This is a genomic window from Mycobacteriales bacterium (assembly GCA_040902655.1).
GTDB lineage: Bacteria > Actinomycetota > Actinomycetes > Mycobacteriales > SCTD01 > SCTD01.
In genome coordinates this window covers 1-20,574 of sequence record JBBDWV010000037.1, presented here as the reverse complement: position 1 = coordinate 20,574, position 20,574 = coordinate 1, and the positions used below count along the sequence as shown (strand labels likewise).

Annotated in this window: 21 protein-coding genes, 3 tRNA genes and 1 pseudogene; 18 read left to right on the top strand and 7 right to left on the bottom strand. The window is 71.6% G+C overall.

Annotated elements, in window-relative coordinates:
• Nucleotides 1-67: 67 nt before the first annotated feature.
• The 6 genes from WD794_10420 to WD794_10395 form a co-directional block, all read right to left on the bottom strand.
• The gene (locus WD794_10420) at nt 68-190 is read right to left on the bottom strand and encodes a hypothetical protein (GenBank protein MEX2290725.1); all 123 of its coding nucleotides are present in this window, start codon (nt 188-190) and stop codon (nt 68-70) included.
• A complete protein-coding gene (locus WD794_10415) occupies nt 187-540 on the bottom strand; it encodes a transposase (protein MEX2290724.1) in 354 nt (117 codons plus the stop codon). Before WD794_10415 ends, WD794_10420 begins: the two co-directional genes overlap by 4 nt.
• A 140-nt stretch (nt 541-680) precedes the next feature.
• Nucleotides 681-1,592: an ABC transporter permease subunit gene (locus tag WD794_10410; protein ID MEX2290723.1), complete on the bottom strand. Its 912-nt coding sequence runs from the start codon at nt 1,590-1,592 to the stop codon at nt 681-683.
• Nucleotides 1,589-2,392, bottom strand: a complete 804-nt coding sequence (locus WD794_10405; protein ID MEX2290722.1) for an ABC transporter permease subunit — start codon at nt 2,390-2,392, stop codon at nt 1,589-1,591. The genes WD794_10410 and WD794_10405 overlap by 4 nt, the downstream gene beginning before the upstream one ends.
• Nucleotides 2,389-3,183 carry an ATP-binding cassette domain-containing protein gene (locus WD794_10400; GenBank protein ID MEX2290721.1) on the bottom strand — a complete coding sequence of 265 codons (795 nt, stop codon included), beginning with the start codon at nt 3,181-3,183 and terminating at the stop codon, nt 2,389-2,391. The genes WD794_10405 and WD794_10400 overlap by 4 nt, the downstream gene beginning before the upstream one ends.
• Nucleotides 3,184-3,185: 2 nt before the next feature.
• A complete protein-coding gene (locus WD794_10395) occupies nt 3,186-4,070 on the bottom strand; it encodes a putative selenate ABC transporter substrate-binding protein (protein MEX2290720.1) in 885 nt (294 codons plus the stop codon).
• Between the two features lie 80 nt (nt 4,071-4,150).
• On the opposite strand from WD794_10395, the gene WD794_10390 reads away from it, so the two are divergent.
• From WD794_10390 to WD794_10350, 9 genes are all read left to right on the top strand, one after another.
• Nucleotides 4,151-5,089 (top strand): LysR family transcriptional regulator, encoded by a 939-nt coding sequence (locus tag WD794_10390; protein MEX2290719.1) that lies wholly within the window; start codon nt 4,151-4,153, stop codon nt 5,087-5,089.
• 18 nt (nt 5,090-5,107) lie between these two features.
• Nucleotides 5,108-5,180, top strand: a tRNA-Thr gene (locus WD794_10385).
• Nucleotides 5,181-5,215: 35 nt separating this feature from the next.
• Nucleotides 5,216-5,289: transfer RNA gene (locus tag WD794_10380), tRNA-Met, on the top strand.
• Between the two features lie 73 nt (nt 5,290-5,362).
• Nucleotides 5,363-5,527, top strand: coding sequence for a 50S ribosomal protein L33 (rpmG, locus tag WD794_10375; GenBank protein MEX2290718.1), 165 nt, complete (start codon nt 5,363-5,365; stop codon nt 5,525-5,527).
• Between the two features lie 15 nt (nt 5,528-5,542).
• The gene (locus tag WD794_10370) at nt 5,543-6,007 is read left to right on the top strand and encodes a MaoC family dehydratase N-terminal domain-containing protein (GenBank protein MEX2290717.1); all 465 of its coding nucleotides are present in this window, start codon (nt 5,543-5,545) and stop codon (nt 6,005-6,007) included.
• A gap of 1 nt (nt 6,008) precedes the next feature.
• The gene (locus WD794_10365) at nt 6,009-6,428 is read left to right on the top strand and encodes a MaoC family dehydratase (GenBank protein MEX2290716.1); all 420 of its coding nucleotides are present in this window, start codon (nt 6,009-6,011) and stop codon (nt 6,426-6,428) included.
• A gap of 61 nt (nt 6,429-6,489) precedes the next feature.
• A complete protein-coding gene (locus WD794_10360) occupies nt 6,490-7,431 on the top strand; it encodes a glycosyltransferase (protein ID MEX2290715.1) in 942 nt (313 codons plus the stop codon).
• Between the two features lie 107 nt (nt 7,432-7,538).
• Nucleotides 7,539-8,492, top strand: a complete 954-nt coding sequence (locus tag WD794_10355) for a patatin-like phospholipase family protein (protein MEX2290714.1) — start codon at nt 7,539-7,541, stop codon at nt 8,490-8,492.
• 31 nt (nt 8,493-8,523) lie between these two features.
• Entirely contained in the window at nt 8,524-9,576 is a 1,053-nt protein-coding gene (locus tag WD794_10350; GenBank protein MEX2290713.1) for an alpha/beta fold hydrolase, read from the top strand.
• 13 nt (nt 9,577-9,589) lie between these two features.
• Here the strand turns inward: WD794_10350 and WD794_10345 are convergent, their stop codons facing one another.
• Complete coding sequence (locus tag WD794_10345; protein MEX2290712.1) at nt 9,590-10,828, bottom strand: pyridoxal phosphate-dependent aminotransferase; 1,239 nt, start codon at nt 10,826-10,828, stop codon at nt 9,590-9,592.
• Nucleotides 10,829-11,015: 187 nt separating this feature from the next.
• Here WD794_10345 and WD794_10340 point away from each other — a divergent pair.
• The 9 genes and pseudogenes from WD794_10340 to WD794_10300 all read left to right on the top strand — a co-directional run.
• A tRNA-Trp gene (locus tag WD794_10340) sits at nt 11,016-11,089 on the top strand.
• A 179-nt stretch (nt 11,090-11,268) separates the two neighbouring features.
• Nucleotides 11,269-11,463: pseudogene (gene secE / locus WD794_10335) on the top strand (preprotein translocase subunit SecE).
• Between the two features lie 57 nt (nt 11,464-11,520).
• A complete protein-coding gene (gene nusG / locus WD794_10330) occupies nt 11,521-12,417 on the top strand; it encodes a transcription termination/antitermination protein NusG (GenBank protein MEX2290711.1) in 897 nt (298 codons plus the stop codon).
• Nucleotides 12,418-12,473: 56 nt separating this feature from the next.
• The gene (gene rplK, locus WD794_10325) at nt 12,474-12,905 is read left to right on the top strand and encodes a 50S ribosomal protein L11 (GenBank protein ID MEX2290710.1); all 432 of its coding nucleotides are present in this window, start codon (nt 12,474-12,476) and stop codon (nt 12,903-12,905) included.
• A gap of 110 nt (nt 12,906-13,015) precedes the next feature.
• Complete coding sequence (rplA, locus tag WD794_10320; protein ID MEX2290709.1) at nt 13,016-13,741, top strand: 50S ribosomal protein L1; 726 nt, start codon at nt 13,016-13,018, stop codon at nt 13,739-13,741.
• Nucleotides 13,742-14,256: 515 nt separating this feature from the next.
• Nucleotides 14,257-14,970: a 50S ribosomal protein L10 gene (rplJ, locus tag WD794_10315; GenBank protein ID MEX2290708.1), complete on the top strand. Its 714-nt coding sequence runs from the start codon at nt 14,257-14,259 to the stop codon at nt 14,968-14,970.
• An 80-nt stretch (nt 14,971-15,050) separates the two neighbouring features.
• On the top strand, nt 15,051-15,443 hold the full coding sequence (gene rplL / locus WD794_10310; GenBank protein MEX2290707.1) for a 50S ribosomal protein L7/L12: 393 nt from the start codon (nt 15,051-15,053) through the stop codon (nt 15,441-15,443).
• A gap of 414 nt (nt 15,444-15,857) precedes the next feature.
• Nucleotides 15,858-19,331, top strand: coding sequence for a DNA-directed RNA polymerase subunit beta (rpoB, locus tag WD794_10305; GenBank protein MEX2290706.1), 3,474 nt, complete (start codon nt 15,858-15,860; stop codon nt 19,329-19,331).
• 87 nt (nt 19,332-19,418) lie between these two features.
• On the top strand, nt 19,419-20,574 hold a 1,156-nt coding region (locus WD794_10300; GenBank protein MEX2290705.1), incomplete at its 3' end, for a DNA-directed RNA polymerase subunit beta'.

Here is a 20,574-nt window from a genome sequence, read left to right as displayed (position 1 = left end):
CCGCGCACCTCCCCAGCATCGGTGTGCTGGGGAGGTGCGCGCGGGTCGGGGCTGGCGGGGCGGTGGCTCATGCGACCCATCCGTCGGCGTTCAGGCGCCGGATGAGTTCCGTCGGCAGGCCGTCGATCTGTACGAGTCCACCGAAGGCGCGACGTTGACGGGCATTGCCGGCGACGCTGGACAGCTTCACACAGCGTCCTGCAACATCTTGTCCAATCGCTGTGCCTGCCGGGTGCGTTCCTCGATCTGGGTCTTGCGGTAGCGCGTGAGGGTGCGCAGCTCGCGGATCGGTGGCGGCGGGACGAAGCTGGGCTTGACCAGCCCGTGCTCGACCAGCTGAGCGATCCAGGCCGCGTCTGCCATGTCGGTCTTCTGACCTGGCACGTTGCGCATGTGCCGGGCGTTGAGCAGCCAGCACTCCATGGCGTGCTCGAGTGTGTAGAACACCGGACGCCAGAACACGCTGGTCGACTCCATCACAACCAGCGTCACCCGATTCGCCGACAACCAGTCGCGCAACGCGAGCAGGTCAGCAGTCATCGGCCACCGGGTATGCGCGTGGTGGTGGTGACGAAATGCCCGGAGACCACGAGTTCGAGCGTGCTCTCGATGACGCGGCGGCTCGGCTGAGTCCTGCCGGCCGTGTCCCTGCCTCACGGCGCCCAGCACCCGAACGGCGCTCACCGGGCCAGCCGGCGCAGCACCGAGGAGGTCGCATCGGCTGCCCAGACCAGCGCGATGTAGGCAAGGAGCACGAGGGCCACGTCGGTCCAGCGTCGGAACGACAGGTCCAGCCGGAGCTGGTAGCCCAGACCCGCGCCGGTGAGGAAGCCGACGACGACGCTGGCTCGTACGGTGACCTCCCAGCGGTAGAGCAGCAGCGTGATCAGCTGTGGCAGGGCCTGCGGGAGCACGCCGTAGGTCAGCGTCGCAGCTTTTCCGGCGCCGGCGGCGCGCAGGCTGCGCAGCGGGCCGCGGTCCACGTCGTCGACCAGGTCGGACCCGAGCCGGCCGAGCACGCCGAACTCGTGCACGGCCAGCGCGAGCGCGCCGGCCAGGATCCCGGGCCGGACCAGGAAGACGACGAGCAGCGCCCAGACCACCTCCGGCACCGACCGGGTCAGCACGTGCAGGGCGCGTACGCAGACCAGCAGCAGCCGGCGCAGGAGGCGGCGGGTGGCGTCCCACCGGTCGGCACCCGGCCCGCCGGCCAGGCTGCGGGCGGCGAGTCCGACCGTCAGGAGCGCACCGACTGCGGCCAGTCCGGTGGCCAGCACGCTCATGACGACCGTGTCGACCGCCAGTCGGCCCACCAGCCGCAGGCGCTCCGGATCGGTGTAGGCCGGCGGCGCGTCCTGCCCTGCCCCTGCGAACGCCGTCAGCAGACCGAGAGCGCGCTCGCCGACCTCGGCGAGCCGGGGAACGGGGGTCCCCGCCTGGGACAGCACGAGCGTCCAGGCCACCGCGGTCAGCGCGAGCAGGCCGAGGACCACCGTCCGCCCGCGCACCGGCGGGCGCACGACGGGGGGCGCCGGCGGCGGCAGGGCGCGGGCCTGCGCGAGTTCGGCGTCGCTGGTCGGCGGGGCGCTCACACGATGTACCGGGCGCGGATCCGGACTGAGGACCGGTCGACCGTCACGACCAGGAGCACGAGCGCCGCGAGCAGCGTCCAGACGCGTTCGAAGCGCAGGTCGGCGAGCGCGATCTCGATCTGGAAGCCGATCCCGCCGAGGCCGATGAAGGACAGCACGGCCGCCGTACGGACGGCGCACTCGAGCCGGTAGGCGAGGTAGGTGACGAGGCTGGCCGCGGCCAGCGGCACCCGCCCGTGCAGCAGCACCTGTGCCGGCGAGGCACCCACGGCCCGCAGCGCGTCGAGCGGTGCCTGCGGGACGTCGAGCAGGCGGTCGCCGAGGACCCGCGCGATCGTCGCGCCGTACGGGATGCCGATGGCGAGCACCCCGGTGACCGGGTTCAGTCCGAGGACGGTGAGCAGCAGCAGCGCCCACACCAGCTCGTGCATCGACCGCAGCAGGGCGAGAAGGCCCCGCCCGCCGGTCACGGTGACCGCGCGCGTGACGGGCCGCCGGGTGAGCACGCCGCTGACCAGCAGCGCGCCGGGCACGCCGAGCAGGACGGCCACCGACATACCGGCCACGGCGTAGGCCGCGGTCACCGCAGTGGCCTCGGCGGTCGTGACGAGAAACGCCGGTGACAGCTCCGGGCGGAGCACCGAGACGAGCAGCGAGCGGGCGGCGGCGGCACCGCCGCTGCCGGCCAGCTCGCCGGCGACGACTGCCAGGCTGAGGGCGAAGGGCACGCCCAGCAGCGCGGCGAGCAGGCTGCGGCGGCCCGGGCGTGGACGCACCGGCACGAGGACCGGTGCGGTCATCCGGCGTCCAGCACCCGCGGCGCCAGGGTGGTCTCCGGGAGCCGGTAGAGCCGGTCGAGCAGGTCGCGGGTCACCCCCGCCGTGGGCAGGTCGAACACCACCTGTCCGGCCCGCAGCCCCACGATCCGGTCGACGTGCCGCTGGGCCAGCTCGGGGGAGTGCAGGCTGACGACCAGCGCGCGCCCGTCGGCCCGCGCGGTCGTGCACAGCAGGCCGAGCAGGTCGTCGGCACGCCCCGGGTCCAGCGCCGCGACCGGTTCGTCGGCGAGCAGCAGCGCCGGGTCCTGCACCAGCAGGCGGGCCAGTGCGACCCGCTGCCGCTCGCCGCCGGACAGCTCGGCCACCCGCTGCTGCCAGCGCTCGGCCAGGCCGACCCGTTCCGCAGCCACACGCGCCGCGGGGTGCTCGAGCGGCAGGAGGAGCGCCGCGAGCGAGCGCAGCAACCCCCAGCGGCCGAGCGCGCCGGCCTGCACGTTGTGCCGCACCGACAGCTGCGGGACCAGGTCCAGCGCCTGGGGGAGCAGCCCGACCCGCCGCGGCAGCTCGCGGCGTCCGGTCAGGGCCGGCAGGTCCCGGCCGCCGACCGAGACCCGGCCGCTGGCCGGCGGCAACTGACCGGCGAGCAGCCGCAGCAGTGACGTCTTGCCGGCGCCGTTCGGCCCGACCAGCGCGACGGTCTCACCGGCCGCGAGCACCAGCGAGACCGGGCCGACCATGATCCGTCCGCGGTAGGAGACGGTCACGCCGCGGAGCGCGGCCCCGCCGGTGCCGAGAGCGCGGTCGCTGCGCACGCTCAGGAGCCGATCAGTCCGAGCTCGCGCGCCACCTGCTCGATGTCGCGGTAGCTGGCGTCCTCGGCAGCGATGAAGGAGGAGTCCTCGAACAGTTCGAGGATCTTGCGGGCCTCCGGGCCGGCCTCGTCCATGCCGAGCAGCGCGTCGACGATGCGCTGCTGGGTGCCGGCGCCGTACACCTCGTCGAGGTCCGGATGCGCGACCCAGTGGTAGTCGACGTACTCCGGCGTACGCGAGACCTCGCGGACCTTGGAGGTGTCGACCTGCCCCTTGGCCACCGCGCGGTCCCAGACCGACTCGTTCAGTGCGCCGGCCTGGTAGGTCCCTGCCTCGACCAGCTTCCAGGTGGTGTCGTGCGAGCCGGAGTAGCCAGGCGGCCCGTCGAGGTCGGTGTCGGCGTCGACGCCTGCCTCCGCGAGGAAGAAGCGGGGCATCAGGTGTCCGGAGGTCGAGCTCTCGCTGCCGAAGGTGAAGGACGTGCCGGCCAGGTTCTCGAGCCGGTCGCCGCGGACCGCGTTGCCGGCCACGAACACCGACCGGAAACGGGTGTCGATGGGCCGCTGCGCGACTGCGTGCGCCCCCGGCGTCTCCAGCCGGGCCTGCACCCCGGTCAGACCACCGAACCAGCCGAGCTTGACGTCGCCCGAGGCGAACGCGGTGACCAGCGCGGCGTAGCTGGTCGTCGGCTGGTAGCGCACGGGGATGTCCAGCACCTGCGAGAGGTGCTCCGCGAGGGAGTCGAAGCGCTCCTGGAGCAGCGCGACGTCCTGGTCCGGGATGCCGCCGATCACCAGGGTCGGGACACCGGGAGCGGCAGCACTGCCGCTCCCGCAGCCGGCCAGCGACAGGACGGCGGCGGCAAACAGCGCGACGAGCTTGGGCATCCGGTCTCCAGCGGGTCAGGCGGTGATATGCGAACCCTAGGGGTGTGTCGCGTAGGGGCCATGCGGCTCTAGCATGGCGCGTGCACATCGCAGATCTCGAGGCGCTGCACGCTGCCGTCGAGACCGGCAGCGTGTCCGCCGCCGCACGCCGGCTGCGCGCCTCCCAGCCGGCGGTGACGCGCCGGCTCCAGCGGCTGGAGGCCGACCTCGGCGTGCGGCTGCTGGACCGCAGCCCCGCCGGCGTCGAACCGACCGCCGCCGGAAGGCGTGCCGCACGGTCCGCCGAGGACATCCTCGCCGCCGTCGCCCGGCTGCGCACCGACCTGGCCGGCCAGGCTCCCCTGCTCGGCACGGTCCGGGTGGTGGCCAGCACCACGCCGGGCGACCATCTGGTCCCCGCCCTGGTCGCCGGCTTCGCCGAGCAACACCCCGGCCTGCGGGTCGACGTGCTCGCCGCCGACTCCGGCGACGTCCCGGCGGCCCTGCTCGGGCGCCGTGCGGATGTCGGCTTCACGGGGCGGTGTGACCCCGACCCCCGGCTGGTCCACGTGCCGGTCGCCACCGACGAGGTCGTGCTGGCGGTCCGTGCCGACCATCGGCTGGCGGGGGCGGGGAGCGTGTCGGTGGCCGAGCTGGCCGGGGAGCGGATGATCTGGCGTGAGCCGGGTTCCGGCACCCAGCGCTCGTTCCTGGAGGCCCTCGCGGAGGTGGGCCAGGCGCTGGCGGAGGGCGCGCCGGCCCTCACCGTCGGCTCGGGCTCGGCCGTCGTGTCGGCCGTCCGGGCCGGCTCGGGGATCGGCGTCGTGAGCCGCCGGGCGGTCGAGGCGACGGACGGGGTGGTGGCGCTGCGCATCGACGGCCGGCCGGTGCTCCGGCAGCTGTGGATGGTGCGCCTGGCGGATCGCCGTCAGCCCGAGCAGGTCCGCGCCCTGCTGGCGCACGTGGAGCGGGCTGCGACAGCGGATCCGGCCGGCAATCCCGCCGCGACCTCGGGCGGGCGAGCGGCCCCGACCGTGTAGGCTTCCCCCTGCTTCGCCGCCCCCTTAGCTCAGTCGGCAGAGCGTCTCCATGGTAAGGAGAAGGTCTACGGTTCGATTCCGTAAGGGGGCTCTGCTCCGCCCGCCGGGACCTCCGTCGGGCGGCTCGGCGGTGTAGCTCAGCCTGGTAGAGCAAGCGGCTCATAATCGCTGTGTCACCGGTTCAAGTCCGGTCACCGCTACACCCCTCGGCGCTCGCGCCGGGTAGTCTGGCACTCCCCGCAGTTCCTCGATGTAGAGAGCAGGCACTCCCGCATGGCCGCCACCGATGTACGCCCGAAGATCACGATGGCCTGTCAGGTGTGCAAGAACCGCAACTACATCACCAAGAAGAACCGGCGCAACGACCCGGACCGGATGGACCTGAAGAAGTTCTGCCCACACTGCCGGCAGCACACCGACCACCGCGAGACGCGCTAGTCGCCGTCCCCGCCCGTGCCCGTCAACCGCGACCTCGTCGGCCGCCAGTACCCCTCCTCCGCCACCTTCGAAGTCGGGCGTGAGCACATCCGCGGGTTCGCCGAGGCGGTCGGCGACCGCTCGCCGGCCTGCACGGATCCGGAGGCGGCCCGCGCGCTCGGGCACCCCGACGTGATCGCTCCGCCGACCTTCCTCACGGTGCTGAACTTCCGCTTCGAGAGCGACGGACCGATCGCGGACCCGGCGCTCGGCCTGGACTACGCGCTGGTCGTGCACGGCGAGCAGAGCTTCGAGCTGCACCGTCCGGTCCGCGCCGGCGATGTCCTGTCCAGTGTGCAGAGCGTCGCCGACATCAAGGACGTCGGCCGCAACGAGTTGGTCACCACGGTCACCGAGGTGGTCGCGGCCGACGGCGAGCGGGTCGCCACGCTGCGGTCGACCCTCGTCAGCCGAGGCACCGCCGCGCCGAGGAAGGCCTGACGTGCCGGCGTACGACGAGGTCGAGGTCGGTACCGAGCTACCGGCGCGGACGTTCCCGATCGTGCGTGCGGACCTCGTCCGCTACTGCGGGGCCAGTGGCGATCTCAACGTCATCCACTGGAACGAGCGGATCGCGAAGGCGGTGGGCCTGCCCGACGTGATCGCGCACGGCATGCTCACGATGGCCAAGGCCGGCACCGCCGTGACCGACTGGGCCGGCGACCCCGGCGCGGTGGAGAGCTACTCCGTGCGCTTCAGCCGGCCGGTGGTGGTGCCCGACGACGACCAGGGTGCGCTCCTCACCGTGCGCGGCACGGTGGAGGACAAGCGCGCGGACGGCCGCGTGGTCGTCGGGCTGGTCGCCACCGTCGACGACGTGAAGGTCCTGATGGCCGCCAAGGCAGTCGTCCGCCTGCGCTGATCCAGGCGCCCGACCGCCGCCTTGCGCAGCGGCCCGGCCGTGCGGGTTCTAGCGTCGGTGCATGTCCGCGCCGCCCGACGTCCCCCCGCCCGACGTCCCCCCGCCCGACGTCCCCCCGCCCGACGTCGCCGCCCTGGCCGAACGCCGGGCCGCTGCCCGCGCGGCGAAGGACTTCGCCGAGAGCGACCGGCTGCGGGACGAGCTCGCCGAGGCCGGCTGGTCGGTCCGCGACCGGCCGGGCGGCTACACCCTGACACCGCGCCCGCCGTACGACGTCCTGCCGTCGGTGGACGCGCTGCCGGATCGCAGCGGGGAGCCGGACACGCACCGCTGCACGGTCGCGCTGCTCGTGGACGGCTGGCCCGAGGACGTGCAGACCTGTGTCCGGGCGCTGCTGGCGCACACGCCGCGGGACGTACGCGTGGTGCTGCTCGAGAACGGCCGGACCGACGCCGGCGTCGTCGTGCACGAGTTGGCGGGCGGGCGGGTGACGTCGTGGCACGTCGAGCGGCCGGCCGGCTGGGGGCCGGCGCGGCAGGCGCTGGTGCGCGCCGACACGGCGGCCGTGCACGTGCTGATGGACCTCTCGTCCGTGCTCGAGGGGGACGCCCTCACTCCGCTGCTGGCCGCGCTCGACGACCCGGGCGTCGCCGCCGCCGGCTGGCGCGGGGTGCAGGTCAGGGATGGCTGGACCGAGTTCGAGGACGCCGACGCGGGCGACGTCGAGGCGCTGCTCGGTTATCTCGTGGCGGTCCGCCGCTCGGCGGCGCTGCAGGTGCCGCTGCCGGCCAAGGCGGTCTTCTACCGCAACGCCGACATCGAGTGGTCGTTCCTGCTGCGCGAGGCCGGCGTCGGCCGGCTGGTCGCGGTCGACCTGCCGGTCCGTCAGGACCGGCACCACGGTTATCACGACAGCGACCCGGTGCTGCGCGACCGCGAGTCCAGGAAGACCTATGACCGCTTCTTGCAGCGCTTCCGGGGTCGGGAGGAGTTGCGTCTGTAGGGCTGAACGCCCCACGGACGTGGCCCGCGGTGGGCTCGCCGACCGGTTCGAACGGACCATCTGCTCCCGCTCCCGTCCCGCCGATGCAGGCAGGGGAGGTGGAGCCGATGTCCGGTCTGCAGGCACTGCTGCACCGACGCCCGGAAGGTCGACCCGGCGCGGGTGTGCGTGAGGCCGTGGTGCTGTCCGGCGGCGGCAGCCTCGGCGCCGCACAGGTGGGTGCCCTGCGCGCGCTGTTCGAGGCGGGTATCCGGCCGGACCTGTTCGTCGGCTGCTCCGTCGGCGCGCTCAACGCCGCCTTCCTGGCTGTGAACCCGACCCTCGACCGTCTCGCGGAGCTCGAGCAGGTGTGGTACAGGCTCGACCGCAAGGACATCTTCGGCTCGCGGCGGCTGGCCGGGCAGGTCCTGCAGCTCGCCGTGCGGCGGGGTGACCACCTGTGCGACCCGCAGGCGCTGCGCGCGCTGGTGCGGCGCTGGGTCCCGTTGGAAGACCTGTCCGACACCGCCGTGCCGTGCCACGTCGTGACCACCGACCTGCGCTCGGGTCGGCCCTGCTGGTGGAGTGCGGGCGACCCGGTCGCCCTGCTGACCGCCAGCGCCTGCCTCCCGGCCATCTTCCCGCCCGTACCGCTCGACGGGAGCCTGCACGTCGACGGCGGCGTCACCTGCCCGGTGCCCGTCCAGCGGGCACTCGAGCTCGGCGCCACCCGTACCTGGGTCGTCGACGTCAACGGTGCCGGGGACGACCGGTCCACCGACCCGCGCAACCCCCTCGAGGTGCTGCTCCGGGCGTTCGCGATCAGCCGCTCCTCCCTCGACGGCGGCACACCCGCCGGAGACCCCCCGGGGCAGCGGGTCGTCCGACTCCCCCGGATCCACGCGGGACCGGTCGAGATGCGCGACTTCCGGCACACCGCCCGGCTGATGCAGGTCGGCTACGCCGCCGGTCGCGTCGCGGTGGCCGGCGAGGCGGCGGCCGTCCCCGCGCCGCGGCGCCCGACCGGGGCAGGGCGGCGCCGACAGCCTGCTGTCCGTCCGGCCCTGGTCCCGACGTCGTAACCTGCGCTGCTTCCCCCTGCCTGGAGAACCCGTGCGCCTGCCCGTCCGGACCGAGGCGGTCGTCCTGGCGACCGCCGTGGGTGCCGGCGTGCTGCTGGCCCGCCGCCGCTCTGCCGCGCTCGGGACCCCCCGGCAGCCGGAGCGGCCGGCCCCCACGCCGCCGCCGTTGCCGCCGGGCCGGATCCGTACGGTGCCGGCCGAGGACGGCGTCGACCTGTCGGTCGTGGAGTACGGCGCCCGGGACGGGGCGACCGGGACGGTCGTGCTGGCCCACGGCTACGTCCAGTCCGGCCGGCTCTGGAGCGGTCAGGTGCGTGACCTCCTGGACGCCCGGTCGGACCTCAAGGTCGTCACCTACGACCACCGCGGCCACGGCCGGTCGGGCCGCACCCCACGCGAACGGGCCACGATCGCGCAGCTGGGCCGCGACCTGGCCGCGGTCGTCGAGGCCGTCGCGCCGTCCGGACCGGTGGTCCTCGGTGGCCACTCGATGGGTGGCATGACGATGCTGGCGCTGGCCGAGGAGCGCCCCGAGCTGTTCGGCGAGCGGATCGTCGGGGCCGCCTTCGTCGGCACGTCGGCCGGCGCGCTGGCCGAGGTCACCTACGGGCTGCCCCGACCGGTGGCCCGCCTGGTGCGCAGGCTGCTGCCGGTCCTCAACGAGCTGGCGGTGAAGGCCGAGCTCGCCGGTCGCCCGCGCCCGGTCGGGAGGCTCGACGCGCGTCTGATCTTCGCCAGAGGCGCCGATCCGGCGCTCGTCCGCGAGACCCTCGACATCCACCGGGAGTGCTCGGCCGAGACCGTCGCCGCCTTCCTCGCAACGTTCTCCGACCACGACCGGCGGACGGCACTGGAGGCGCTGGCGCACGTGCCCGGCATCGTGGTCGTCGGTGACCGGGACCTGCTGTGCCCGCCGGCCCACAGCTCGGTGATCGCTGCCGCGCTGCCGCGCAGCGAGCTGACGATCCTGCCCGGCGCCGGGCACATGGTGCACCTGGAGCGCCGCACCGAGGTCAGCCGCCTCCTGCGCGACCTCGTCGACCGGGCGCTCCCCGCCCGACCAGCGCCGCGCTCGCCCGGCTGACCAGGCCGCGGGCCTACTGCGCCTCGGCGAGCAGCGCGGCGAGCCGCCCGACCCCCTTTTCCAGGTCGTCGTCCCCGAGCGCGTAGGACAGCCGGAAGTAGCCCGGCGTCCCGAATGCCTCACCGGGCACGACCGCCACACCCACCTCGTCGAGCACCAACTCGGCGAGCTCGGCGGACGTCGCCGGGGTGCGGCCGCGCAGCGTCCGGCCGAGCAGATCCTTGACCGACGGGTAGGCGTAGAACGCCCCCTCCGGCTCCGGACACGTCACGCCCGGGATGTCGTTGAGCAGCCGCACCATCGTCTGGCGCCGCCGGTCGAACGCCGCCCGCATGTCGGCCACCGCCGACAGGTCCCCCCGCACCGCGGCCAGTGCCGCGACCTGTGCCACGTTGTTGACGTTCGAGGTCGCGTGCGACTGCAGGTTGATCGCGGCCTTCACGACGTCGGCCGGTCCGATCAGCCACCCGACCCGCCAGCCGGTCATCGCGTAGGTCTTGGCGACACCGTTCACCACGACACAGGTGTCTGCCAGCGCGGGCACGGCAACCGGCATCGAGACGTGCTCGGCCGCCCCGTAGACCAGGTGCTCGTAGATCTCGTCGGCCACCACCCAGATGCCGTGCTCGAACGCCCACTCGCCGACCGCCTTCACCTCGTCGGGAGAGGCCACGGCGCCGGTCGGGTTCGACGGCGAACACCACAGCAGCACCTTCGTACGCGGGGTGCGCGCGGCTTCCAGCTGCTCGACGGTCACCCGGTAACCCTGCGACTCGTCGGTCACCACCTCGACGGGCACGCCGCCGGCCAGCCGGATCGCCTCCGGATACGTGGTCCAGTACGGCGCGGGCAGCAGCACCTCGTCGGCCGGGTCCAGCAGCGTGGCGAAGGCCTCGTACACCGCCTGCTTGCCGCCGTTGGTGATGAGCACCTGCGCCGCCTCGACCTGAAAGCCGCTGTCGCGGGCGGTCTTCTCGGCGATGGCCTGCCGCAGCTCGGGCAGGCCGCCTGCCGGGGTGTAGCGGTGGTTCCGCGGGTCGGCGCAGGCCGCCTCGGCGGCTGCCACCACGGGTGCGGGGGTGGCGAAGTCCGGTTCGCCGGCGCCGAAGCCGATCACGTCCTCACCGGCCGCCTTCTTGGCCTTGGCCTTGGCGTCGACCGCGAGGGTCGCGGATTCGGCGATCCCCCCGATGCGCGCGGACACCCGGCGTCGTCCGTGCGGTGGCTGTGCCTGACTCTGGGAGCTGTTCATGCGGCCATCGTCCCAACCCTGGGCAGCGGCCGTCCACCGGGTTGTCCGCCGGGCTGTCCAACGGGCTGTCGCGGAGCGGGCCGGTTGGCCCACAGCAGGCGACGCCGTACACTCGTGCATCTGGGGGCCGGCGCCTCTGCTCCGGCGCGCCCGCGCACCGGCGTGGACACGGGCCAGCGCCCTCGGAAGGGGTGTAGCTCAGTTGGCCAGAGCGCCGGTCTCCAAAACCGGATGTCGCAGGTTCGACTCCTGTCACCCCTGCTCGACCACGACCCACTGCCCGTGACCACTGCCCGCGACCGACCGCGGCCCCTTCCTGGGACCGACCGACCACGAGGACGTCCATGAGCGACAGCGCGGGGACCGGTACCGGTCTCGGCACTCCGGACCGGCCCGGCCGACCCGACCGGGCCGGCTCGGATCGTGAGCCGGGGCGTCTGCGTCGGATGATCCGGTTCTACCGGCAGGTCGTCGCCGAGCTGCGCAAGGTCATCTGGCCGACCCGCCGCGAGCTGCTCACCTACACCTCCGTCGTGCTCGTGTTCGTCGTGTTCATGGTCATCGTGATCAGCATCTACGACTTCGCGTTCAGTCAGGGTGTCCTCGCGGTCTTCGGCGGCGGCGGGAGCAGCTAGCCCCCTCCGCCCGGCCCGCCCGCCCGCCCCGCACCCCGACCAGAACAGGACGTCCTCTTGTCCGAGCCCACCCTCCCCGCCGACTCGCCCGACGAGGGCCCGCGGTCCGAGCAGGGCGAGGTCGTCGACAGCATCCCGGCGGCGTTCTCGCCCGGGTTCACCCCCTCGACCGAGGCGGGCACCGCTGCCGCCGGTCTCGACGAACTCGGCGCGGGTGGCGTGGCCGACGCACCCAGCGGCTATCTCGACGACGCGGCCCCGGACGGCGTCGGTACCGCCGCGGGTGACGCCCGCGACGACGCGCACGCCGACGGCACCGGCCTGCCTGCCGGCTCCGCCGACCAGCCGGCCGGCGACGTCCTCGCCGAGGTCCCGGACGCCGACCTGGACCCCGCTGACCGGCTGCGCCAGGAGCTGGCCGGTCAGCAGGGCGACTGGTACGTCGTGCACTCCTACGCCGGCTACGAGAACAAGGTGAAGACCAACCTGGAGAGCCGGATCTCCAGCCTCAACATGGAGGACTTCATCTACGCGATCGAGGTGCCCACCGAAGAGGTCACCGAGATCAAGGGCGGCAAGCGCCAGCAGGTCGTCCGCAAGAAGCTGCCCGGCTACCTTTTCGTCCGGATGGACCTGACGGACGAGTCGTGGTCGGTCGTGCGCAACACGCCGGGTGTCACCGGCTTCGTCGGCCAGACCTCCCGGCCCTCGCCGCTGTCCATCGACGAGGTCGTGAAGATGATCGCGCCGCCGAAGCAGAAGACGGTCGTGGCCCAGAAGGCGGTCGACTTCGAGGTGGGTGAGTCCATCACCGTCACCGACGGCCCGTTCGCGACGCTGCCCGCGACGATCAACGAGATCAATCTCGACAGTCAGAAGCTCAAGGTGCTGGTGTCGATCTTCGGCCGGGAGACGCCGGTCGAGCTGTCCTTCAACCAGGTCGCGAAGCTGTAGTCACCGGCGCGTTCGACGCGACAGCGAACGCGCGCCCCTACCTAGGAAAAACACACATGCCTCCCAAGAAGAAGCTCGCCGGCGTCATCAAGCTGCAGATCAAGGCCGGCGCCGCGACGCCCGCGCCGCCCGTGGGCCCCGCTCTCGGTCAGCACGGCGTCAACATCATGGAGTTCTGCAAGCAGTACAACGCCGCCACCGAGGCGCAGCGTGGCGACATCGTGCCGGTCGAGATCTCGGTGTTCGAGGACCGCTCGTTCACCTTCATCACCAAGACCCCGCCGGCCGCGCGGCTGATCCTCAAGGCCGCCGGCGTCGACAAGGGTTCACCGACTCCGCACACGAAGAAGGTCGCGACCATCTCGCAGGCCCAGGTCCGCGAGATCGCCACGACCAAGCTGGCCGACCTCAACGCCCGTGACCTCGAGGCCGCAGAGAAGATCGTCGCCGGCACCGCCCGGTCCATGGGCATCACCGTCAAGGACTGACCCCCCGCCCGCTGCGGCGGGCCGCACCATCACGCACCACGGTGGGAGGACGCGGATGGCCCGCGCCCGCTCGGACCACGACTGCTGGTGACAGCAGGAAGCAGGCAGACATGAAGCGCAGCAAGGCCTACCGTGCCGCGGCCGAGAAGATCGACGCGGACAACCTCTACAGCCCGCTCGATGCGGTTCGGCTCGCCAAGCAGACCTCGACCACCAAGTACGACGCAACCGTCGAGGTGGCGCTGCGCCTGGGCGTCGACCCGCGCAAGGCCGACCAGATGGTCCGCGGCACGGTCAACCTGCCGCACGGCACCGGGAAGACGGCCCGTGTCATCGTCTTCGCCACCGGCGAGAAGGCCGCCGAGGCCACTGCAGCCGGCGCCGACGAGGTCGGCGGCGACGACCTGATCGAGCGGATCCAGGGAGGATTCCTCGACTTCGACGCCGCGGTCGCCACCCCCGATCAGATGGGCAAGGTCGGCAAGATCGCCCGCATCCTCGGCCCGCGCGGCCTGATGCCGAACCCGAAGACCGGCACTGTCACCGCCGACGTCACCAAGGCCGTCAGCGACATCAAGGGCGGCAAGGTCAACTTCCGGGTCGACAAGCAGGCCAACCTGCACCTGGTGATCGGCAAGGCCAGCTTCGACGAGAAGCAGCTGGTCGAGAACTACGGCGCTGCGCTCGACGAGATCTCCCGCGCCAAGCCGGCGACCTCCAAGGGCACCTACGTCAGGAAGGTTGCTGTCTCCACGACGATGGGCCCGGGCATCCCGGTCGACCCGAAGCGGCTGCGCAACCTGCTCGAGGACGGCTCGAACACCGACGCCCAGTAGCGGTCTCGACCGCCACGCACCGTGCTGGTCTTGCCGACAGACGGTGCCGGCCGAGAGTTGTGCACGGGTGCGCTGCACCGACGTGACGCGTCATCTCCCTCGGCGCTGGCGGTGGTGGAGGCCACCAGGAACTGCGGTCGGCGCATGTGCCGCGGCAGCGGGCGTACACCACAGGTCAACATTTCCGGATTCTTGACCTGTGCTGTACACCCCCCGACAGCACACACGTCTCCGGCGCCCCCAGCCGACGGACTTCGTGCGCCGTGCGAATCGTCCCCGCGCCGGACGGCTGCTAGTCTTCTGCACGCCCAAGACCGCCGGTCGCCACTGCTCGCAGTGGTCGAAGGCCCCGCTTCGTGCGGGCGGCCCGCGCAGGTGAACACGGACAGACCCCCGACCCCCGTGGCCGGAGACCTCTGACGCCCCGTGCGCCTCTGCGCCGGGGCGTCCGCGCGTTCCAGGGCAGCCCGACACCACAGACGGTGCCGAGCCGGCTCCCGACCGAGAGGAGGCGCATGTCCGACAGTGCTACCGCGACCGACGACACCGCTGTCCAGCACGCTCGCGCCACCGTCCGGCCCGAGAAGGCCGCTGCGGTGGCCGAGCTGGCGGAGGCGTTCCGCAGCTCGTCTGCGGCCGTGCTCACCGAGTACCGCGGCCTGACCGTCAAGCAGATCAGCGACCTGCGCACCGCGCTGGGCGCCGACACGTCGTACTCCGTCGTGAAGAACACGCTGACCAAGATCGCCGCTGCGGACGCCGGGATCGACGGCGTCGAGCAGTTGCTCTCCGGCCCGACGGCCGTCGCCTTCGTTCAGGGCGAGCCGGTCATGGCCGCCAAGGCGCTGCGGGACTTCGCCAGGGCGCACCCGGCCCTGGTCGTCAAGGGCGGCGTCATGGACGGCAAGGCGCTGTCCGTGGACGAGGTGCGCAAGCTGGCCGACCTCGAGTCCCGTGAGGTCCTGCTCGGCAAGATGGCGGGGGCCCTGCTGGCCTCGCTGTCCAATGCCGTGTACCTGCTCAACGCACCGCTCGCCCAGGCCGCCCGGCTCGCGGGTGCGCTGCAGGCCAAGGCCACCGAGGACCCCTCGGTCCTGCGTGGCGGGGCCGGCACACCGGCTCCCGTGGCGGAGGAGATCCCCGAGGCAGCCGCCCCCGAGGCAGCCGCCGAGGACGACGGCACCTCCGACGGAACCGACAGCGAGTCCAGCACCGAGACCACTGCCTGACCGGCTGCCCTCAGCGAGACGGCCGTACCGCACGCCCCCACACACCGCCGGCACCGGCACTGATCAAAGGAGACGCCACCATGGCGAAGCTCAGCACCGACGAACTCCTTGACGCGTTCAAGGAGATGACCCTGATCGAGCTCAGCGAGTTCGTGAAGCAGTTCGAGGAGACCTTCGGCGTCACCGCCGCGGCGCCCGTCGCGGTTGCCGCCGCCCCCGGCGGCGCTAGCGGTGGCGGCGGCGAGGAGGCCGCTGCCGAGCAGGACGAGTTCGACGTCATCCTGGAGAGCGCCGGCGACAAGAAGATCCAGGTCATCAAGGAGGTCCGGACGCTCACCAGCCTGGGCCTGAAGGAGGCCAAGGACCTCGTCGACGCCGCGCCCAAGCCGGTCCTCGAGAAGGTCGCCAAGGACGCCGCCGACAAGGCCAAGGCTGCCCTCGAGGCTGCTGGCGCGACGGTGACCGTCAAGTAGTTCCCGCACGTCCGCACGTCCGCACGTCCGCACGTCCGCACGTCCGGCGGGGCGGTCCGCTTCGGCGGGCCGCCCCTCCGGCACGTCCGGCGCCAGCGTGCCCGCACGGCGCTTCGGCCACACGACCGTGCTCCCGCTGGCCGCAGCGTCCCTGGACGGCCACCGGACGAGCAGGGGCCCTTGACGCGGGCGGCCCGGTTCGCCACGCTGTACGGCAGGTGAGAGAAGCAGACACGCGGGGAAGAGCCCCCGCCTCGACAGGCGTGTAGCCCGCGGCTACACTCCCTCTTTGCGCTGCCTCCCGTCATATAGCCGCGCGGACCGGATGTCCGCTGCGGTCGGTCGTGTGTGCGTGCGCCAGCCAAAGACCTGTTGAGGCGGCCCCGGTGCGGGCGCCGCCGGAAGGACCCACTCTTGGCAGTCGCCGGTACAACCCCCAGCTCCACCCCCCGCGCCATCAGCAGCACCCCTCGTGTGTCCTTCGCCAAGATCCGCGAGCCGCTGGAGGTCCCGAACCTCCTGCACCTGCAGACCACGTCCTTCGACTGGCTGGTCGGCAACGACCCGTGGCAGGCCCGCGTCCAGGAGGGCCTCGAGGCCGGTCGCACCGACCTGTCGACCTCCTCGGGCCTGGAGGAGATCTTCGAGGAGATCTCCCCGATCGAGGACTTCTCCGGCTCGATGTCGCTGAGCTTCCGCGACCACCGCTTCGAGCCCACCAAGTACTCCGTGGAGGAGTGCAAGGACAAGGACATGACGTACGCAGCGCCGCTGTTCGTCACCGCCGAGTTCACCAACAACACCACCGGTGAGATCAAGTCCCAGACCGTCTTCATGGGCGACTTCCCGATGATGACGCCCAAGGGCACCTTTGTGATCAACGGCACCGAGCGCGTGGTCGTCTCGCAGCTCGTGCGCTCTCCCGGCGTGTACTTCGACAAGCAGATCGACAAGGTGACCGACAAGGACACCTACTCCTGCAAGGTGATCCCGAGTCGCGGCGCCTGGCTGGAGTTCGAGGTCGACAAGCGCGACGCCGTCGGCGTGCGGATCGACCGCAAGCGCAAGCAGCCCGTGACGGTCCTGCTCAAGGCGCTCGGTTGGGACGACGCCCGCATCCTGGAGCGCTACGGCGACTACGAGTCGATGCGCATCACGCTCGAGAAGGACCACACCACCGGTCAGGACGACGCTCTGATCGACATCTACCGCAAGCTGCGCCCGGGCGAGCCGCCGACCCGTGAGTCCGCCCAGACGCTGCTGGAGAACCTGTTCTTCAACGGCAAGCGCTACGACCTGGCCAAGGTCGGCCGCTACAAGGTCAACAAGAAGCTCGGTCTCGAGCTGGCAGTCGACCAGGGTGTGCTGACCGAGGACGACATCCTCGCCACGATCGACTACATCGTGAAGCTGCACGCCGGCGAGGCAGGTTTCGAGACCGACGACATCGACCACTTCGGCAACCGCCGCCTGCGCACCGTCGGCGAGCTCATCCAGAACCAGATCCGGCTGGGCCTGGCTCGCATGGAGCGCGTCGTGCGGGAGCGGATGACGACCCAGGACGTCGAGGCGATCACGCCGCAGACCCTGATCAACATCCGCCCTGTGGTGGCCTCCATCAAGGAGTTCTTCGGCACCTCGCAGCTCTCGCAGTTCATGGACCAGACCAACCCGTTGTCCGGCCTGACCCACAAGCGGCGCCTGTCCGCGCTGGGCCCGGGTGGGCTGTCGCGTGAGCGCGCGGGCTTCGAGGTCCGCGACGTGCACCCGAGCCACTACGGCCGGATGTGCCCGATCGAGACCCCTGAGGGTCCCAACATCGGCCTGATCGGCTCCCTGGCCACCTTCGGCCGGGTGAACGCCTTCGGCTTCGTCGAGACGCCGTACCGCAAGGTCACGGACGGCGTGGTCACCGACCAGGTCGACTACCTGACCGCGGACGAGGAGGACAAGCACGTCATCGCGCAGGCGAACGCGCTCAACTCCGCCGGCGAGTTCGCCGCCGACCGCGTCCTGGTCCGCAAGAAGGGTGGCGAGGTCGACTACATCGACCCCTCCGGCGTCGACTTCATCGACGTCAGCCCGCGCCAGATCTGCTCGGTGGCCACGGCGATGATCCCGTTCCTCGAGCACGACGACGCCAACCGCGCGCTCATGGGGTCGAACATGATGCGCCAGGCCGTCCCGCTGCTGCGCAGCGAGGCGCCCCTGGTCGGCACCGGCATGGAGCACCGCGCCGCAGTCGACGCCGGGGACGTCGTCACCGCAGACCTGTCCGGAGTGGTCGAGGAGCTGTCCGCCGACTACATCACGATCATGGCCGACGACGGCACCCGGCGGACCTACCGGCTGAGCAAGTTCCGCCGCAGCAATCAGGGCACCTGCATCAACCATAAGCCGATCGTGGCCGAGGGCGACCGGGTCGAGCAGGGGCAGGTCATTGCCGACGGCCCCTGCACCGACGACGCCGAGATGGCGCTCGGCAAGAACCTGCTGGTCGCCTTCATGCCGTGGGAGGGACACAACTACGAAGACGCGATCATCCTGTCGCAGCGTCTCGTGCAGGACGACGTCCTCACCTCGATCCACATCGACGAGCACGAGGTCGACGCGCGTGACACCAAGCTCGGCGCCGAGGAGATCACCCGGGACATTCCGAACGTCTCGGAGGAGGTCCTGGCCGACCTCGACGAGCGGGGCATCATCCGCATCGGCGCGGAGGTCGCCCCCGGCGACGTCCTGGTCGGCAAGGTGACCCCGAAGGGCGAGACGGAGCTGACCCCGGAGGAGCGGCTGCTGCGCGCGATCTTCGGCGAGAAGGCCCGCGAGGTCCGCGACACCTCCCTGAAGGTGCCGCACGGCGAGTCCGGCAAGGTGATCGGTGTCCGGGTGTTCTCGCGCGAGGACGGCGACGAGCTGCCGCCCGGCGTCAACGAGCTGGTCCGGGTCTACGTCGCCCAGAAGCGCAAGATCAGCAACGGCGACAAGCTGGCCGGTCGGCACGGCAACAAGGGCGTCATCGCCAAGATCCTGCCGCAGGAGGACATGCCGTTCCTGGAGGACGGTACGCCGGTGGACATCGTCCTCAACCCGCTCGGCGTCCCCGGCCGGATGAACGTCGGCCAGGTCCTGGAGACCCACCTCGGTTGGATCGCCAAGACCGGTTGGAAGGTGGAGGGGGCCACGGGGTCAGGGACAGCCAAGGGCGCCGACGAGTGGAAGTCGCGGCTCACCGAGATCGGTGTGGCCGAGGCTCCCGCCGGCACCAACACGGCCACGCCGGTCTTCGACGGGGCGCGCGAGGACGAGATCACCGGCCTGCTCGGCAGCACCCTGCCGAACCGCGACGGCGTCCAGATGGTCAAGGCCTCCGGCAAGGGGCGGCTGTTCGACGGCCGGTCCGGCGAGCCCTACCCCGCGCCGATCTCGGTCGGCTACATCTACATCCTGAAGCTGCTGCACCTCGTGGACGACAAGATCCACGCCCGCAGCACCGGTCCGTACTCCATGATCACCCAGCAGCCGCTCGGTGGTAAGGCGCAGTTCGGTGGCCAGCGCTTCGGCGAAATGGAGGTCTGGGCGATGCAGGCGTACGGCGCGGCCTACGCCCTGCAGGAGCTGCTGACCATCAAGTCCGACGACGTCCTGGGCCGGGTCAAGGTCTACGAGGCGATCGTCAAGGGCGAGAACATCCCCGAGCCGGGCATCCCCGAGTCCTTCAAGGTGCTCATCAAGGAGATGCAGTCGCTGTGCCTCAACGTGGAGGTGCTGTCCAGTGACGGCATGTCCATCGAGATGCGCGACACCGACGAGGACGTGTTCCGGGCCGCGGAGGAACTCGGTATCGACCTGAGTCGCCGCGAGCCGAGCTCGGTCGAAGAGGTCTAGATCCCGGAAGGCCGGAGGCGCTCGGTGCGCCCCCGGCCCGCCCCGGACCCCCCTGTCTTGAGCAACACCCTGTAGAGAGAAGGCACCGTGCTCGACGTCAACTTCTTCGACGAGCTGCGCATCGGCCTCGCGACCGCGGACGACATCCGCCAGTGGTCGCACGGCGAGGTCAAGAAGCCCGAGACCATCAACTACCGCACCCTCAAGCCGGAGAAGGACGGGCTCTTCTGCGAGAAGATCTTCGGTCCGACCCGCGACTGGGAGTGCTACTGCGGGAAGTACAAGCGGGTCCGCTTCAAGGGCATCATCTGCGAGCGCTGCGGCGTCGAGGTGACGCGGGCCAAGGTGCGTCGAGAGCGGATGGGCCACATCGAGCTGGCCGCGCCCGTCACGCACATCTGGTACTTCAAGGGCGTCCCGAGCCGGCTGGGCTACCTGCTGGACCTGGCGCCCAAGGACCTCGAGAAGATCATCTACTTCGCGGCGTACCTGATCACCTCGGTCGACGCCGACGCGCGCCACAACGACCTGTCGAGCATCGAGGCGTCCATGGGCGTGGAGATGAAGCGGATCGAGGACAAGCGCGACGCCGATGCCGAGGCGCGGCAGAAGAAGCTCGAGGACGACATCGCGGCTCTCGAGGCCGAGGGCGCCAAGGGCGACGTCCGCCGCAAGGTGCGTGAGGGCGCCGAGCGCGAGCTGCGCCAGCTGCGTGACCGCGCCCAGCGCGAACTCGACAAGCTCGCCGAGGTGCTCGACACCTTCAAGAAGCTCGATGCCAAGCAGCTCATCGCCGACGAGACGCTCTACCGCGAGCTGCGCGATCGTTTCGGCCAGTACTTCACCGGCGGTATGGGCGCCGAGGCGCTGCAGCGGCTGCTGGAGATCTTCGACCTCGACGTCGAGGCGGAGTCGCTGCGCGAGACGATCCGCTCCGGCAAGGGCCAGAAGAAGGTCCGCGCCCTCAAGCGGCTCAAGGTCGTCGCGGCGTTCCTCAACACCCGCAACAGCCCGATGGGCATGGTCCTGGACTGCGTCCCCGTCATCCCGCCGGACCTGCGCCCGATGGTGCAGCTCGACGGTGGCCGCTTCGCGACCTCCGACCTGAACGACCTCTACCGCCGCGTCATCAACCGCAACAACCGCCTGAAGCGCCTGCTGGATCTCGGTGCGCCCGAGATCATCGTGAACAACGAGAAGCGGATGCTCCAGGAGGCCGTCGACGCGCTGTTCGACAACGGCC